Here is a 17,175-nt window from a genome sequence, read left to right as displayed (position 1 = left end):
GTCCAAGGCAGCCATTATACGAGCAGGCAGTTCCGGCAGTTACTGTGGCGATACCGGATCAGGCAGAGTATGAGTCGGCGTGGAAACTGCTGGGATAACAGCCCAATGGAGCGCTTCTTCAGGAGTCTGAAGAACGAATGGGTGCCGGCGACGGGCTATGTAAGCTTCAGCGATGCAGCTCACGCAATAACGGACTATATCGTTGGATATTACAGCGCACTAAGACCGCACGAATATAATGGTGGGTTACCGCCAAACGAATCAGAAAACCGATACTGGAAAAACTCTAACGCGGTGGCCAGTTTTTGTTGACCACTTCAGGTACCGCCGGTTCGACAGCTTCGCCCAGGTTAATCAGCTACTGGAGCAGTGGATGGCTGACGTTGCCGACAGGCGGGAACTTCGCCAGTTCAGGCAGACACCGGAACAGCGCTTCACGCAGGAACAGGAGCATCTGCAGCCGTTGCCGGATACGGACTTCGATACCAGCTACTTCGATATCCGTCATGTCTCCTGGGATGGCTATATCGAGGTTGGCGGAAACCGTTACAGCGTGCCGGAAAGCCTGTGTGGCCAGCCGGTATCAATACGGATCTCGCTGGATGATGAACTGCGGATCTACAGTAATGAGCAGCAGATGGCATCGCACCGTCTCTGTTCGGCTGCATCCGGCTGGCAGACCGTGCCGGAGCATCACGCCCCGCTCTGGCAGCAGGTCAGTCAGGTGGAACCCGAAATCTGATTTATTCAACAAAGCCGCACCAAATCATCACTCGAAGATATTCAGGCATGGTACATCCGCGGCAAGCCCCTAATTTGTACTGAGGGGCAAAGTGAAAAAAGTTACTTTTTGTTGAAACGACAGTTAGCAATAACCCCCCGCTTGCGGGGGCCATACCCACCAGGAGCAAACGCAGAAAGCCCGAGATACTTCTGCTGTACCGGGGGCTGGCGACATTTCAGGCAACACTCATAGTTGACATCCTCCCCGCCCTAAAGGGCGGGGAGGATGTCAATAATAGCAGACCACATCATGATGTCATTCTGACCGACAGATGCCAGAAGCAGAGGATCCATCCCATTTTATATCTACCTTATAACACTTAGAAAAACAACATTTTAAAAATGTTTATTGGAAACAATTTTATTTCCAATTGTAATGATAACCATTCTCATATTAATATGGCTACGTGATAATTAACTTTTGATGTACTCCGCATGTCTGACCGTGCCACTACCACAGCTTCCTTAACGTTCGAGTCGCTTTATGGCACCCATAACGGCTGGTTGAAAAGTTGGCTGACGCGCAAACTCCAGTCTGCTTTTGATGCAGATGACATTGCCCAGGACACTTTTTTGCGGGTAATGAGCAGCGAAACGCTCTCGACGATCCGCGATCCTCGCTCTTTCCTGTGCACTATCGCCAAACGCGTGATGGTGGACCTGTTTCGCCGAAACGCGCTGGAAAAAGCGTATCTGGAGATGCTGGCGCTTATGCCGGAGGGGGTAGCGCCTTCACCTGAGGAACGCGAAAGCCAGCTCGAGACCCTACAACTCGTCGACAGCATGCTGGACGGGCTAAACGGAAAAACACGTGAAGCGTTTCTGCTTTCGCAACTGGATGGCCTGACATACAGCGAGATTGCGCACAAACTCGGTGTTTCCGTCAGCTCCGTGAAAAAATACGTGGCGAAAGCCGTCGAGCACTGCCTGCTGTTTCGTCTGGAGCATGGGTTATGAATCCTTCGTTAACCGATTCCCGCCGTCAGGCGCTGCGTTCAGCTTCCCACTGGTATGCCGTGCTAAGCGGCGAGCGCGTCAGCCCACAACAGGAAGCGCGCTGGCAACAGTGGTATGAACAGGATCAGGATAACCAGTGGGCCTGGCAGCAGGTTGAAAACCTGCGCAACCAGCTTGGCGGTGTGCCTGGCGACGTTGCCAGCCGGGCGCTGCACGATACCCGCCTCACCCGCCGTCACGTGATGAAAGGATTACTGCTGTTGCTCGGCGCTGGCGGAGGCTGGCAACTCTGGCAGTCGGAAACCGGCGAAGGTCTGCGGGCAGATTACCGCACCGCCAAAGGCGCAGTCAGCCGTCAGCAACTGGAAGATGGCTCCCTGCTCACGCTGAATATCCAAAGCGCGGCGGATGTGCGTTATGATGCGCATCAGCGCACCGTCCGGCTCTGGTACGGTGAAATCGCCATTACTACCGCGAAAGATGCGCAGCAACGCCCCTTCCGCGTCCTGACCCGTCAGGGCCAACTCACCGCTTTAGGGACAGAATTTACCGTCCGCCAGCAGGATAATTTCACGCAGCTTGACGTGCAGCAGCACGCCGTGGAAGTGCTTCTCGCCAGTGCCCCCGCGCAAAAACGCATCGTGAACGCTGGTGAAAGCCTGCAGTTCAGCGCCTCTGAGTTTGGCGCAGTGAAACCGCTGGATGACGAGAGTACAAGCTGGACGAAGGGCATCCTGAGCTTCAGCGATAAACCGCTGGGTGAGGTGATAGCCACGCTAAGCCGTTACCGCAACGGCGTTCTGCGCTGCGATCCCGCCGTTGCCGGGCTGCGCCTGAGCGGGACGTTCCCGCTGAAAAATACCGATGCGATCCTGAACGTTATCGCTCAAACGCTTCCCGTTAAAATTCAGTCTATTACGCGGTACTGGATAAACATTTCACCGCTGTAAGAAAAATAATTCTCATTTCGATTGTCCTTTTTACCCTTCTCGTTCGACTCATAGCTGAACACAACAAAAATGATGATGGAGAAGGTATGACGCCGTTACGCGTTTTTCGTAAAACAACACCTTTGGTTAACGCCATTCGTCTGAGCCTGCTGCCGCTGGCCGGTCTCTCGTTTTCCGCTTTTGCTGCACAGGTTGATATCGCTCCGGGATCGCTCGACAAAGCGCTCAATCAGTATGCCGCACACAGCGGAATTACCCTCTCGGTTGACGCCAGCCTGACGCGCGGCAAGCAGAGCAACGGCCTGCACGGAGATTACGACGTCGAGAGCGGCCTGCAACAGCTGCTGGACGGCAGCGGACTGCAGGTAAAACCGCTGGGAAATAACAGCTGGACGCTGGAGACCGCGCCCGCGCCAAAAGAAGATGCCCTGACCGTGGTCGGCGACTGGCTGGGCGATGCGCGTGAAAACGACGTATTTGAACATGCTGGCGCGCGTGACGTGATCCGCCGTGAGGATTTCGCCAAAACCGGCGCAACCACCATGCGTGAGGTGCTTAACCGCATCCCTGGCGTCAGCGCGCCGGAAAACAACGGCACCGGCAGCCACGACCTGGCGATGAACTTTGGCATCCGGGGCCTGAACCCACGCCTCGCCAGCCGCTCGACCGTCCTGATGGACGGCATCCCCGTCCCCTTTGCCCCTTACGGTCAGCCGCAGCTTTCACTGGCTCCCGTTTCGCTCGGCAACATGGATGCCATTGACGTGGTGCGCGGTGGTGGTGCGGTGCGTTACGGACCGCAGAGCGTGGGCGGCGTGGTGAACTTTGTTACCCGCGCCATTCCGCAGGACTTTGGTATCGAGGCGGGGGTGGAAGGTCAGCTCAGCCCAACCTCTTCACAAAACAACCCGAAAGAGACGCACAACCTGATGGTGGGCGGCACAGCGGACAACGGTTTTGGCACCGCGCTGCTCTACTCCGGCACGCGCGGCAGTGACTGGCGCGAGCACAGCGCCACCCGCATCGACGACCTGATGCTGAAAAGCAAATATGCGCCGAATGAGGTGCACACCTTCAACAGCCTGCTGCAATATTACGATGGTGAAGCCGACATGCCCGGCGGCCTGTCCCGCGCGGATTACGATGCCGATCGCTGGCAATCCACCCGCCCGTATGACCGCTTCTGGGGCCGTCGCAAGCTGGCGAGCCTGGGCTACCAGTTCCAGCCGGACAGCCAGCATAAATTCAACATTCAGGGGTTCTACACCCAAACCCTGCGCAGCGGCTACCTGGAGCAAGGCAAACGCATCACCCTCTCGCCGCGTAACTACTGGGTGCGCGGTATTGAGCCACGCTACAGCCAGAGCTTTATGATCGGCCCTTCCGCGCACGAAGTGGGCGTGGGCTATCGCTATGTGAATGAATCAACGCATGAAATGCGTTACTACACCGCCACCAGCAGCGGGCAGTTGCCGTCCGGCTCAAGCCCTTACGACCGCGACACGCGTTCCGGCACCGAGGCGCACGCCTGGTATCTGGATGACAAAATCGACATCGGCAACTGGACCATCACGCCGGGTATGCGTTTCGAACATATCGAGTCATACCAGAACAACGCCATCAAAGGCACGCACGAAGAGGTGAGCTATAACGCACCGCTTCCGGCGTTGAACGTGCTCTATCACCTGACTGATAGCTGGAATCTTTATGCAAACACTGAAGGCTCGTTCGGCACCGTACAGTACAGCCAGATTGGCAAGGCTGTGCAAAGCGGCAATGTGGAACCGGAAAAAGCGCGAACCTGGGAACTCGGTACCCGCTACGACGACGGCGCGCTGACGGCGGAAATGGGGCTGTTCCTGATTAACTTTAACAATCAGTACGACTCCAACCAGACCAACGACACCGTCACTGCACGTGGCAAAACGCGCCATACCGGGCTGGAAACGCAGGCACGTTACGACCTGGGTACGCTAACGCCAACGCTTGATAACGTTTCCGTCTACGCCAGCTATGCGTATGTGAACGCGGAAATCCGCGAGAAAGGCGACACCTATGGCAATCAGGTGCCATTCTCCCCGAAACATAAAGGCACGCTGGGCGTGGACTACAAGCCGGGCAACTGGACGTTCAATCTGAACAGCGATTTCCAGTCCAGCCAGTTTGCGGATAACGCCAATACGGTGAAAGAGAGCGCCGACGGCAGTACCGGCCGCATTCCCGGCTTCATGCTCTGGGGCGCACGCGTGGCGTATGACTTTGGCCCGCAGATGGCAGATCTGAACCTGGCGTTCGGTGTGAAAAACATCTTCGACCAGGACTACTTCATCCGCTCTTATGACGACAACAACAAAGGCATCTACGCAGGCCAGCCGCGCACGCTGTATATGCAGGGGTCGTTGAAGTTCTGATGTGTTAACGCCCGGCTTGCCGGGCTTTTAGCTGGAATGTGACTATGTTGGCATTTATCCGTTTTCTTTTTGCAGGCCTGCTGCTGGTGATCGGCCACGCCTTTGCCGCCACGGTTCAGGACGAACACGGCACGTTTACACTCGATAAAACGCCACAACGGATTGTGGTGCTGGAACTCTCGTTCGCCGATGCGCTGGCCGCCGTGGACGTCAGCCCGATCGGTATTGCCGACGATAACGATGCAAAACGCATCCTGCCCGAAGTGCGTGCGCACCTGAAACCGTGGCAGTCCGTCGGAACGCGCGCGCAGCCGAGCCTGGAAGCCATTGCTGCCCTGAAACCAGACCTGATCATTGCCGACAGCAGTCGCCATGCGGGGATTTACACCGCCTTGCAGCAAATCGCGCCGGTTCTGCTGCTTAAGTCCCGCAACGAAACCTACGCTGAAAATTTGCACTCAGCGGCTATCATCGGCGAAGTGGTAGGTAAAAAACGAGAGATGCAGGCGCGTCTGGAACAACATAAAGAGAAGATGGCGCAGTGGGCCAGCCAGCTTCCCACAGGGACACGCGTGGCCTTTGGCACATCACGCGAACAGCTATTCAACCTGCATACCCAGGAGACCTGGACCGGCAGCGTGCTGGCTTCTCTGGGGCTGAACGTTCCCGCTGCGATGGCGGGCGCGTCCATGCCGTCCATCGGCCTGGAGCAACTGCTGGCGGTCAATCCTGCCTGGCTGCTGGTTGCCCACTATCGCGAAGAGAGCATTGTTAAACGCTGGCAACAAGATCCGCTCTGGCAGATATTAACCGCCGCGCAGAAGCAGCAGGTTGCTTCAGTCGACAGTAACGCCTGGGCGCGGATGCGCGGTATTTTTGCCGCAGAGCGTATTGCCGCTGACACGGTAAAAATCTTCCACCATCAGCCGCTTACCGATGTGAAATGACCGCGCTAAAACACCCGGTGCTGCTGTGGGGGCTTCCCGTTGCAGTACTTATTATTATTTTCTGGCTGAGTCTGTTTTGCTACTCGGCCATTCCTGTTTCCGGAGCAGACGCAATCCGCGCCCTGCTGCCTGGACACACGCCAACGCTACCAGAAGCGCTGGTGCAAAACCTTCGTTTGCCGCGAAGCCTGGTCGCCGTTCTGATCGGCGCAAGCCTGGCGCTCGCGGGCACGCTGCTGCAAACCCTGACCCACAACCCAATGGCCTCTCCTTCACTGCTCGGCATTAACAGCGGCGCGGCGCTGGCTATGGCGCTTACCAGCGCGCTGAGTCCGACGCCGGTTGCAGGCTATTCCCTGTCGTTCATCGCGGCATGCGGGGGCGGCGTGAGCTGGCTGCTGGTCATGACCGCAGGAGGCGGGTTTCGTCATACCCAGGACAGAAACAAACTGATCCTCGCGGGTATCGCGCTGTCGGCCTTTTGTATGGCCCTGACCCGCATCACCCTGCTGCTGGCCGAAGATCATGCTTACGGCATCTTTTACTGGCTGGCAGGCGGAGTGTCCCACGCCCACTGGCAGGATGTCTGGCAGCTCTTGCCGGTGGTGGTCACTGCAGTCCCTGTCGTGTTGCTGCTGGCGAATCAACTGAACCTGCTCAACGTCAGCGACAGTACCGCCCATACGCTGGGAGTGAACCTGCCGAGACTACGTTTGATCATCAATATGTTAGTGCTGCTTCTGGTTGGCGCGTGCGTCAGTGTGGCAGGTCCGGTGGCGTTTATCGGCCTGCTGGTGCCACATCTGGCGCGCTTCTGGGCAGGCTTCGATCAGCGCAACGTACTGCCGGTGAGCATGCTGCTGGGGGCCACGCTGATGCTGATGGCAGATGTACTCGCACGCGCGCTGGCCTTCCCCGGCGATCTGCCCGCAGGCGCAGTGCTGGCGCTGATTGGCAGTCCTTGCTTTGTCTGGCTGGTGAGGAGGCGAGGATGAAAATTGCGCTGGTCATTTTCATCACCCTTGCCCTGGCAGGCTGTGCGCTGTTATCACTCCATATGGGGGTGATCCCCGTGCCGTGGCGCGCGCTGCTGACCGACTGGCAGGACGGACGCGAGCATTATTATGTATTGATGGAGTACCGACTGCCGCGCTTGCTGCTGGCACTGTTTGTCGGTGCAGCCCTCGCCGTGGCGGGCGTGCTGGTACAGGGGATTGTGCGTAACCCGCTAGCATCACCGGATATTCTCGGCATTAACCATGCCGCCAGCCTTGCCTCTGTGGGAGCACTGCTTCTTATGCCATCACTATCCGTGATGGTGCTGCCGCTGCTGGCCTTTGCGGGCGGTATGGCGGGGTTGATCTTGCTGAAGATGCTGGCAAAGACCCACCAGCCGATGAAGCTGGCGCTCACCGGCGTGGCGCTTTCCGCCTGCTGGGCGAGCCTGACGGATTACCTGATGCTCCTGCACCCGCAGGATGTAAACAGTGCCCTGCTGTGGCTGACGGGTAGCTTATGGGGGCGCGACTGGCACTTTGTGAAGATTGCCGTGCCGTTGCTCATTCTGTTTTTGCCGCTGAGCCTGCGCTTTTGTCGCGATCTCGACCTGCTGGCGCTGGGCGATGCACGAGCAGCCACGCTCGGCGTGTCGGTTCAGCGCACCCGGTTCCAGGGGCTGATGCTGGCTGTCGCGATGACAGCAACCGGCGTAGCCGTCTGTGGCCCGATAAGTTTTATTGGTCTCGTCGTGCCGCACATGGTGCGCAGGATCGCCGGCGGGCGTCACCGCTGGCTGATGCCCGTTTCGGCCCTGACGGGCGCGTTGTTGCTGGTCATTGCCGATCTGCTGGCACGAATCATTCATCCGCCGCTGGAGCTTCCGGCAGGCGTGCTGACCGCCATTATCGGCGCACCGTGGTTTGTCTGGCTGCTTGTGAGAATGCGATAAATGAGATTACGTACTGAAAATCTGACCGTCAGCTATGGCGCACAAACCGTGCTGGATGGACTTTCTCTCGCCCTGCCTGCCGGAAAAATCACGGCCCTGCTCGGCCCTAACGGTTGCGGGAAATCGACGCTGTTGAACTGTTTTTCTCGCCTGTTAACACCAGACTCTGGCGAGATATTGCTTGATGAAAAACCCATAGCCGGTTTTTCCGCCCGCCAGCTGGCTCGCCGCCTGGCTTTACTGCCGCAACACCATTTATCCCCCGAGGGGATCACTGTACGGGAACTGGTTTCCTACGGCCGCAGCCCGTGGCTGTCGTTGTGGGGGCGACTCTCCGCGGAAGACAACGAGCGGGTCAACGTGGCAATGAGTCAGACCCGGACGCGCAATCTGGCTGACCGCAGGTTAACCCAGCTTTCCGGCGGCCAGCGCCAGCGTGCGTTTCTGGCGATGGTGCTGGCACAGGATACCCCACTCATTCTTCTTGATGAGCCTACGACCTACCTCGATATCAATCATCAGGTTGAACTGATGCGCCTGATGGTTGAACTCAAAAGGCAGGGGAAAACCGTAGTGACGGTACTCCACGATCTGAATCAGGCCAGCCGCTATTGCGATCATCTGGTGGTACTGGCAAGCGGTCGCGTGATGGCGCAAGGTGCTCCGGAAGCAGTGATGAAACCAGAGCTTCTAAAGACGGTGTTCAGCGTAGAAGCGGAAATCCATCCTGAACCGGTATCTGGCAGACCCATGTGTGTGGTGAAGTAGTCTGGCGAAGTCATAAGGATCATCACAGGACAGATAAAGGAAGTGATAACCACCTGCCAACAGGCACCAAAATCTGGCTGGTTGCCGGTATCACCGACATGCGCAACGGCTTCAATGGTCTCGCCGCAAAGGTGCAGACGATGCTGAAAGATGACCCGATGTCCGGCCATGTCTTCATCTTCCGGGGCCGCAGCGGCAGTAAAGTCAAACTGCTGTGGTCCACCGGCGACGGGCTGAGCCTGCTGACCAAACGGCTGGAACGCGGCCGCTTCGCCTGGCCCTCTGCCCGCGATGGCAAAGTGTTCCTGACCCCGGCGCAGCTGGCAATGCTTCTGGAAGGCATCGACTGGCGGCAGCCTAAAAGACTGCTTACGTCCCTGACCATGTTGTAGGCCTCTTTATCCTGGTTGTCGTTGAATAAGCCTGGTAAAATGCGGGCTTATGAACAACACCTCCCCCTGACGACATCCTTCTGCTGAAACAGCGCCTGTCCGAACAGGAAGCGCTGAACCGCGCCCTGCTGGAAAAGCAGGCCGACCGGGAGCGCGAAATAGACCATCTGCAGGCGCAGCTGGATAAGATTCGCCGGATGAACTTCGGCAGTCGTTCTGAATAAATCTCCCGCCGCATCGCGCAGATAGAAGCCGACCTGAACCGGCTTCAGACAGAAAGCGATACGCTGACGGGTCGGGTTGCCGATACGGGCCGGGCCCCGTATCGTTTTAACCCTGAATATTCATCGCAGATATTGTTTCGGGTTTTCCGGTATACCAGCCCTGAACTAGGTAACCGGGGCCAAGAGAACAGACGAATTCAAACTGTCCTGGCGTTTCCACCCCTTCAAACACCAGTGGTTTGCCAGTACCACGTAACCCTTTCACCACAGAAACAAGTAGCGCTCGCTTCACCGGGTCATCAATATTGGCAATAAAAATACGGTCTATTTTTATCTCATCGAAATCCAGTACCGTCAGCCATTCAATATGGGGGCCGCTTGGAAAACGGAATCTATGGTCACTCCCGTTTTTGCAACACCGATTTTGACGACAAGTTGGCTTGCTTGAATCTATCCGGCGTCTGAATGGGATTTTATTCCCGCGCCTTGATGAGTTCCGCGCCTGATGAACCTCCAGAAAATATACGGCTTCAATGAGCCTTTCCGTTTTACAGGTTCCTCAACAGGCCGGTGGGCCGTTAGTATCATCAATATCAGTATTCGCAAAACCAGATCAGTAATTCTTTAAACCGGTGTATTTCTGCCGTTATGCTACATAAGTTTGCTGTCGTGCCGTTAGGGCCCAGGCTATTCTGGCCAGCTTGTTTGCCAGAGCACAAGTGACGACAAAGTTGCTTTTCCGGCACAGTAAATCCCTGACCCAATCGGCCAATTTGCCAGACTGGTGTTCCAGTTTTTGTATGAATACCCTGGCACATTGAACCAACAAAGTTCGGATCTTTTTATTACCTCGCTTACTAATTCCCAGCAATGTCGTCCTACCTCCCGTACTGTACTGCCGAGGTACAAGCCCTGTTGCCGCCGCAAAGTCACGGCTGCTGGCGTACTGCTTCCCGTCGCCAATCTCAGTTGAAATAGTACTCGCTGTCAGTGTTCCGACGCAGGGAATGCTCAGCAAGCGCTGTCCAACCTCATCTTCGTCCAACTTTCGTTTCAACTGGGATTCCAAATCTTTAATCTGCTCAACAAGATAGTGATAATGCTGTTGTAATTTCAGCAATAACTGGCTGAGGTAAAGAGGCAAACTATTATCCTCAAGAATGGTACTCAGTCGGCTAATAACGGCAGCTCCTCGGGGAACGCTAATGCCAAATTCCAGCAGAAAAGCATGCATTTGATTGGTTGTTTTTACCTTATCCTGAACCAGGGATTCACGGACACGATGCAGAGCCCGCATTGCCTGCTGAGATTCCGTTCTGGGCTGCACAAAACGCATAGACGGACGCGATGCAGCTTCACAAATAGCTTCGGCGTCGACAAAGTCGTTTTTATTGCTTTTAACGAACGGGCGGACAAATTGTGGTGATATCAGCTTTGGGGAATGCCCCAACCCTTCCAACTTGCGTGCCATAAAGTGAGAACCGCCACAGGCTTCCATTGCGATGGTTGTAGCGGGGCATGTCGCCAAAAATTCGATCAACTTTGGCCGGGTAAATTTTTTACGGTAAACAGCCTTCCCGCGACGATCCTGGCAATGAATATGGAAAGAGTTTTTACCCAGATCGATACCAATGAGCGCAATGTTTTCCATGATAGTTCTCCGAATGAAAGCCTGTCCTCAGCATAGTACCGGGAAGGAGGGAGTGACCATCTCATTAAATATCCTACGTTAAGCCTGTTTTTTGAGCTGGCATGACGGGCAGCTATGAGCGAAGTATAGTCATTCGCCCTATCTCTTTTGTCGCACTTTCAACAAGGGGGTCGCTTGGAAAGCGGAACGAGGTCAGTCTCCGCCCGGACTGCTCAGCTCTTTAAACAGCAAAAGAGAGGCATCTTATGAGAAGGGATTGTTCAGTATGTCAGGGCAGACTGCTTTTTCATCGGCAGGTACTGAGGGTAAATGCTCAATTCCGGTACGATTCTTACTCTATAGCCAGACAGGGTAATGCTGTCAACCTGTTGATGACTATTTTAATCTGTAGTCATTCAATCCTTGTAACATCAGGATGATCCTGGTGTCAGTGAAAATACGAAATCAACACGTTGGTATCATTACCCACCTGTGAACTGACGTCGGCATTTTGAATCTCACTTCGGCGTGCCCCCTCCGAATGGCGCAAAACATTTCGTGGTATGGCATGATAGCACCCGAAGAGAGTCAATTCAGGGTGGTAAATGTGAAACCAGTAACGCTATACGATGTCGCAGAGTATGCCGGTGTCTCTTATCAGACCGTTTCCCGCGTGGTGAACCAGGCCAGCCACGTCTCTGCGAAAACGCGGGAAAAGGTGGAAGCGGCGATGGCGCAGCTGAACTACATTCCCAACCGCGTGGCACAACAACTGGCGGGCAAACAGTCGTTGCTGATTGGCGTTGCTACCTCCAGTCTGGCCCTGCACGCGCCGTCGCAAATTGTCGCGGCGATTAAATCTCGCGCCGATCAACTGGGTGCCAGCGTGGTGGTGTCGATGGTAGAACGAAGCAGCGTCGAAGCCTGTAAAGCGGCGGTACATAACCTTCTCGCGCAACGCGTCAGTGGTCTGATCATTAACTATCCGCTGGATGACGAGGATGCCATTGCTGTGGAAGCTGCCTGCGCTAATGTTCCGGCCCTATTTCTTGATGTCTCTGACCAGACTCCCATCAACAGTATTATTTTTTCCATGAAGACGGTACGCGACTGGGCGTGGAGCATCTGGTCGCATTGGGTCACCAGCAAATCGCGCTGTTAGCGGGCCCATTAAGTTCTGTCTCGGCGCGTCTGCGTCTGGCGGGCTGGCATAAATATCTCACTCGCAATCAAATTCAGCCGATAGCGGAACGGGAAGGCGACTGGAGTGCCATGTCCGGTTTTCAACAAACCATGCAAATGCTGAATGAGGGCATCGTTCCCACTGCGATGCTGGTTGCCAACGATCAGATGGCGCTGGGCGTAATGCGCGCCATTACCGAGTCCGGGCTGCGCGTTGGTGCGGATATCTCGGTAGTGGGATACGACGATACCGAAGACAGCTCGTGTTATATCCCGCCGTTAACCACCATCAAACAGGATTTTCGCCTGCTGGGGAAAACCAGCGTGGACCGCTTGCTGAAACTCTCTCAGGGCCAGGCGGTGAAGAGCAATCAGCTGTTGCCCGTCTCACTGGTGAAAAGAAAAACCACCCTGGCGCCCAATAAGCAAACCACCTCTCCCCGCACGTTGGCCGATTCCTTAATGCAGCTGGCACGACAAGTTTCCCGACTTGAAAGCGGGCAGTGAGCGCAACGCAATTACTGTGAGTCAGCTCACTTATTAGGCACCCCAGGCTTTACACTCTATGTGTCTGGCTCGTATGTTACCGATAACAATTCACACAGGATACAACTATGACAATGATTACGGATTCACTGGCCGTCGTATTACAACGTCGTGACTGGGAAAACCCTGGCGTTACCCAACTTAATCGCCTTGCGGCACATCCCCCTTTCGCCAGCTGGCGTAATAGCGAAGAGGCTCGCACCGATCGCCCTTCCCAAGAGTCGCGCAGCCTGAATGGTGAATGGCGCTTTGCCTGGTTTCCGGCACCAGAAGCGGTACCAGAAAGCTGGCTGGAGCGCGATCTTCCTGACGCCGATACTGTCATCGTCCCCTCAAACTGGCAGATGCACGGTTACGATGCGCCTATCTACACCAACGTGACCTATCCCATTGCGGTCAATCCGCCGTATGTTCCCACGGAGAATCCGACAGGTTGTTACTCGCTCACATTTAATGTTGATGAAAGCTGGCTACAGGAAGGCCAGACGCGAATTATTTTTGATGGTGTTAACTCGGCGTTTCATTTGTGGTGCAACGGGCGCTGGGTCGGTTACGGACAGGACAGTCGTTTGCCGTCTGAATTTGACCTGAGCGCATTTTTACACGCCGGAGAAAACCGCCTCGCGGTGATGGTGCTGCGCTGGAGTGACGGCAGTTATCTGGAAGATCAGGATATGTGGCGGATGAGCGGCATTTTCCGTGACGTCTCGTTGCTGCATAAACCGAGCACGCAAATCAGCGATTTCCATGTAGCCACTCACTTTAATGATGATTTCAGCCGCGCTGTACTGGAGGCAGACGTTCAGATGTACGGCGAGCTGCGCGATGAGCTGCGGGTGACGGTTTCTTTGTGGCAGGGTGAAACACAGGTCGCCAGCGGCACCGCGCCTTTCGGCGGTGAAATTATCGATGAGCGTGGCGGTTATGCCAATCGCGTCACGCTACGTCTGAACGTCGAAAACCCGAAACTGTGGAGCGCCGAAATCCCGAATCTCTACCGTGCGGTGATTGAACTGCACACCGCCGACGGCACGCTGATTGAAGCAGAAGCCTGCGATGTCGGTTTCCGCGAGGTGCGGATTGAAAATGGTCTGCTGCTGCTGAACGGCAAGCCGTTGCTGATTCGCGGCGTTAACCGTCACGAGCATCATCCTCTGCATGGTCAGGTCATGGATGAGCAGACGATGGTGCAGGATATCCTGCTGATGAAGCAGAACAACTTTAACGCCGTGCGCTGTTCGCATTATCCGAACCATCCGCTGTGGTACACGCTGTGCGACCACTACGGCCTGTATGTGGTGGATGAAGCCAACATTGAAACCCACGGCATGGTGCCAATGAATCGTCTGACCGATGATCCGCGCTGGCTACCCGCGATGAGCGAACGCGTAACGCGAATGGTGCAGCGCGATCGTAATCACCCGAGTGTGATCATCTGGTCGCTGGGGAATGAATCAGGCCACGGTGCTAATCACGATGCGCTCTATCGCTGGATTAAATCTGTCGATCCTTCCCGCCCGGTACAGTATGAAGGCGGCGGAGCCGACACCTCCGCAACCGATATTATTTGCCCGATGTACGCGCGTGTGGATGAAGACCAGCCCTTCCCGGCTGTGCCGAAATGGTCCATCAAAAAATGGCTTTCGCTGCCTGGAGAACTGCGTCCGCTGATCCTTTGCGAATATGCCCACGCAATGGGTAACAGTCTTGGTGGCTTCGCTAAATACTGGCAGGCGTTTCGTCAGTACCCCCGTTTACAGGGCGGCTTCGTCTGGGACTGGGTCGATCAATCGCTGATTAAATATGATGAAAACGGCAACCCGTGGTCGGCTTACGGCGGTGATTTTGGCGATACGCCGAACGATCGCCAGTTCTGCATGAACGGTCTGGTCTTTGCCGACCGCACGCCGCATCCAGCGCTGACAGAAGCAAAACACCAGCAGCAGTTTTTCCAGTTCCGTTTATCCGGGCAAACCATCGAAGTGACCAGCGAATACCTGTTCCGTCATAGCGATAACGAGCTCCTGCGCTGGATGGTGGCGCTGGATGGCAAGCTGCTGACAAGCGGTGAAGTGCCTCTGGATGTCGCTCCACAAGGAAAACAGTTGATTGAACTGCCTGAACTACCGCAGCCGGAGAGCACCGGGCAACTCTGGCTAACGGTTCACGTAGTGCAACCGAACGCGACCACATGGTCAGCAGCCGGGCACATCAGCGCCTGGCAGCAGTGGCGTCTGGCGGAAAACCTCAGCGTGACACAACCCTCCGCGCCCCACGCCATCCCGCAACTGACCACCAGCGAAACGGATTTTTGCATCGAACTTGGTAATAAGCGTTGGCAATTTAACCGCCAGTCAGGCTTTCTTTCACAGATGTGGATTGGCGATGAAAAACAACTGCTGACGCCGCTGCGCGATCAGTTCACCCGTGCACCGCTGGATAATGACATTGGCCGCATTGACCCTAACGCCTGGGTCGAACGCTGGAAGGCGGCGGGCCATTACCAGGCCGAAGCAGCGTTGTTGCAGTGCACGGCAGATACGCTTGCCGACGCGGTGCTGATTACCACGGTCCACGCGTGGCAGCATCAGGGGAAAACCTTATTTATCAGCCGGAAAACCTACCGGATTGATGGAAGTGGTCAAATGGCGATTACCGTTGATGTTGAAGTGGCGAGCAATACGCCACATCCGGCGCGGATTGGCCTGACCTGCCAGCTGGCGCAGGTAGCAGAGCGGGTAAACTGGCTCGGATTAGGGCCGCAAGAAAATTATCCCGACCGTCTTACTGCGGCCTGTTTTGACCGCTGGGACTTGCCATTGTCAGACATGTATACTCCGTACGTTTTCCCGAGCGAAAACGGTCTGCGCTGCGGGACGCGCGAATTGAGTTATGGCCCACACCAGTGGCGCGGCGACTTCCAGTTCAACATCAGCCGCTACAGCCAACAACAACTGATGGAAACCAGTCATCGCCATCTGCTGCACGCGGAAGAAGGCACATGGCTGAATATCGACGGTTTCCATATGGGAATTGGTGGCGACGACTCCTGGTGCTCGTCAGTGTCGGCGGAATTCCAGCTGAGCGCCGGTCGCTACCATTACCAGTTGCTCTGGTGTCAAAAATAATAATAACCGGGCAGACCATGTCTGCCCGTATTTTGCGTAAGGAAATCCATTATGTACTATTTAAAAAACACAAACTTTTGGATGTTCGGTTTATTCTTTTTCTTTTACTTTTTTATCAAGGGATCCTACTTCCCGTTTTTCCCGATTTGGCTACATGACATCAACCATATCAGCAAAAGTGATACGGGTATTATTTTTGCCGCTATTTCTCTGTTCTCGCTATTATTCCAACCGCTGTTTGGTCTGATTTCTGACAAACTCGGACTGCGAAAATACCTGCTGTGGATTATTACCGGCATGTTAGTGATGTTTGCGCCGTTCTTTATTTTTATCTTCGGGCCACTGTTACAATACAACATTTTAGTAGGAGCGATTGTTGGTGGTATTTATCTTGGCTTTTGTTTTACCGCCGGTGCGCCAGCAGTAGAGGTATTTATCGAGAAAGTCAGCCGTCGCAGTAATTTCGAATTTGGTCGCGCGCGGATGTTTGGCTGTGTTGGCTGGGCGCTGTGTGCCTCGATTGTCGGCATCATGTTCACCATCAATAATCAGTTTGTTTTCTGGCTGGGTTCTGGCTGTGCACTCCTCCTCGCCGTTTTACTCTTTTTCGCCAAAACGGATGCGCCCTCTTCTGCCACGGTTGCCAATGCGGTAGGTGCCAACCATTCGGCATTTAGCCTTAAGCTGGCGCTGGAACTGTTCAGACAGCCAAAACTGTGGTTTTTGTCACTGTATGTTATTGGCGTTTCCTGCACCTACGATGTTTTTGACCAACAGTTTGCTAATTTCTTTACTTCGTTCTTTGCTACCGGTGAACAGGGTACGCGGGTATTTGGCTACGTAACGACAATGGGCGAATTACTTAACGCCTCGATTATGTTTTTTGCGCCACTGATCATTAATCGCATCGGTGGGAAAAACGCCCTGCTGCTGGCTGGCACTATTATGTCAGTACGTATTATTGGCTCATCGTTCGCTACCTCAGCACTGGAAGTGGTTATTCTGAAAACGCTGCATATGTTTGAAGTACCGTTCCTGCTGGTGGGCAGCTTTAAATATATTACCAGCCAGTTTGAAGTGCGTTTTTCAGCGACGATTTATCTGGTCTGTTTCTGCTTCTTTAAGCAACTGACGATGATTTTTATGTCTATTCTGGCGGGCAATATGTATGAAAGCATCGGTTTCCAGGGCGCTTACCTGGTGCTGGGTCTGGTGGCGCTGGGCTTCACCTTAATTTCCGTGTTCACGCTTAGCGGCCCCGACCCACTTTCCCTGCTGCGTCGCCAGGTGAATGAAGTCGCTTAAGAAA

General features: G+C 54.9%; 12 protein-coding genes and 4 pseudogenes. 14 read left to right on the top strand and 2 right to left on the bottom strand.

Annotated features, from left to right (window positions below; all coding sequences use genetic code 11):
- Positions 1-3: 3 nt before the first annotated feature.
- The 11 genes and pseudogenes from BJF97_RS34575 to BJF97_RS34570 form a co-directional block, all read left to right on the top strand.
- Positions 4-312: pseudogene (locus BJF97_RS34575) on the top strand (integrase core domain-containing protein); the annotation flags it as partial.
- Positions 313-319: 7 nt separating this feature from the next.
- A pseudogene (locus BJF97_RS31460) lies at positions 320-742 on the top strand (Mu transposase domain-containing protein); the annotation flags it as partial.
- Between the two features lie 476 nt (positions 743-1,218).
- Positions 1,219-1,740: an RNA polymerase sigma factor FecI gene (fecI, locus tag BJF97_RS31455; protein WP_001572456.1), complete on the top strand. Its 522-nt coding sequence runs from the start codon at positions 1,219-1,221 to the stop codon at positions 1,738-1,740.
- On the top strand, positions 1,737-2,690 hold the full coding sequence (gene fecR / locus BJF97_RS31450) for a ferric citrate uptake sigma factor regulator FecR (RefSeq protein ID WP_070083106.1): 954 nt from the start codon (positions 1,737-1,739) through the stop codon (positions 2,688-2,690). The genes fecI and fecR overlap by 4 nt, the downstream gene beginning before the upstream one ends.
- An 86-nt stretch (positions 2,691-2,776) precedes the next feature.
- On the top strand, positions 2,777-5,101 hold the full coding sequence (gene fecA, locus BJF97_RS31445; protein WP_017146589.1) for a TonB-dependent Fe(3+) dicitrate receptor FecA: 2,325 nt from the start codon (positions 2,777-2,779) through the stop codon (positions 5,099-5,101).
- A gap of 44 nt (positions 5,102-5,145) precedes the next feature.
- The gene (gene fecB, locus BJF97_RS31440) at positions 5,146-6,048 is read left to right on the top strand and encodes a Fe(3+) dicitrate ABC transporter substrate-binding protein FecB (protein WP_004118241.1); all 903 of its coding nucleotides are present in this window, start codon (positions 5,146-5,148) and stop codon (positions 6,046-6,048) included.
- Positions 6,045-7,043, top strand: coding sequence for an iron-dicitrate ABC transporter permease FecC (gene fecC / locus BJF97_RS31435; protein WP_004118243.1), 999 nt, complete (start codon positions 6,045-6,047; stop codon positions 7,041-7,043). Before fecB ends, fecC begins: the two co-directional genes overlap by 4 nt.
- Positions 7,040-7,996 (top strand): Fe(3+) dicitrate ABC transporter permease subunit FecD, encoded by a 957-nt coding sequence (gene fecD, locus BJF97_RS31430; RefSeq protein WP_004118246.1) that lies wholly within the window; start codon positions 7,040-7,042, stop codon positions 7,994-7,996. Before fecC ends, fecD begins: the two co-directional genes overlap by 4 nt.
- Complete coding sequence (fecE, locus tag BJF97_RS31425; RefSeq protein WP_004152282.1) at positions 7,997-8,764, top strand: Fe(3+) dicitrate ABC transporter ATP-binding protein FecE; 768 nt, start codon at positions 7,997-7,999, stop codon at positions 8,762-8,764.
- Positions 8,765-8,862: 98 nt separating this feature from the next.
- Complete coding sequence (tnpB, locus tag BJF97_RS31420; protein WP_070083105.1) at positions 8,863-9,156, top strand: IS66 family insertion sequence element accessory protein TnpB; 294 nt, start codon at positions 8,863-8,865, stop codon at positions 9,154-9,156.
- A 49-nt stretch (positions 9,157-9,205) separates the two neighbouring features.
- Positions 9,206-9,464: pseudogene (locus BJF97_RS34570) on the top strand (IS66 family transposase); the annotation flags it as partial.
- A 22-nt stretch (positions 9,465-9,486) separates the two neighbouring features.
- Here the strand turns inward: BJF97_RS34570 and BJF97_RS33745 are convergent.
- Together BJF97_RS33745 and BJF97_RS31415 are read right to left on the bottom strand one after the other, a co-directional pair.
- Positions 9,487-9,684: a diguanylate phosphodiesterase gene (locus BJF97_RS33745; RefSeq protein WP_231792067.1), complete on the bottom strand. Its 198-nt coding sequence runs from the start codon at positions 9,682-9,684 to the stop codon at positions 9,487-9,489.
- Positions 9,685-10,026: 342 nt separating this feature from the next.
- Entirely contained in the window at positions 10,027-11,031 is a 1,005-nt protein-coding gene (locus BJF97_RS31415; RefSeq protein ID WP_001567384.1) for an IS110-like element IS4321 family transposase, read from the bottom strand.
- A 586-nt stretch (positions 11,032-11,617) separates the two neighbouring features.
- On the opposite strand from BJF97_RS31415, the pseudogene lacI reads away from it, so the two are divergent.
- The 3 genes and pseudogenes from lacI to lacY all read left to right on the top strand — a co-directional run bounded on the left by lacI (position 11,618) and on the right by lacY (position 17,171).
- A pseudogene (gene lacI, locus BJF97_RS31410) lies at positions 11,618-12,699 on the top strand (DNA-binding transcriptional repressor LacI).
- A 107-nt stretch (positions 12,700-12,806) separates the two neighbouring features.
- On the top strand, positions 12,807-15,866 hold the full coding sequence (gene lacZ, locus BJF97_RS31405) for a beta-galactosidase (protein ID WP_042948535.1): 3,060 nt from the start codon (positions 12,807-12,809) through the stop codon (positions 15,864-15,866).
- Between the two features lie 51 nt (positions 15,867-15,917).
- The gene (gene lacY / locus BJF97_RS31400; protein ID WP_046654864.1) at positions 15,918-17,171 is read left to right on the top strand and encodes a lactose permease; all 1,254 of its coding nucleotides are present in this window, start codon (positions 15,918-15,920) and stop codon (positions 17,169-17,171) included.
- Positions 17,172-17,175 lie beyond the last annotated feature (4 nt).

The sequence above is a fragment of the Klebsiella sp. LTGPAF-6F genome (genome assembly GCF_001753185.1).
GTDB classification, from domain to species: domain Bacteria; phylum Pseudomonadota; class Gammaproteobacteria; order Enterobacterales; family Enterobacteriaceae; genus Klebsiella; species Klebsiella michiganensis.
This window is presented reverse-complemented; position numbering and strand designations above follow the sequence as displayed.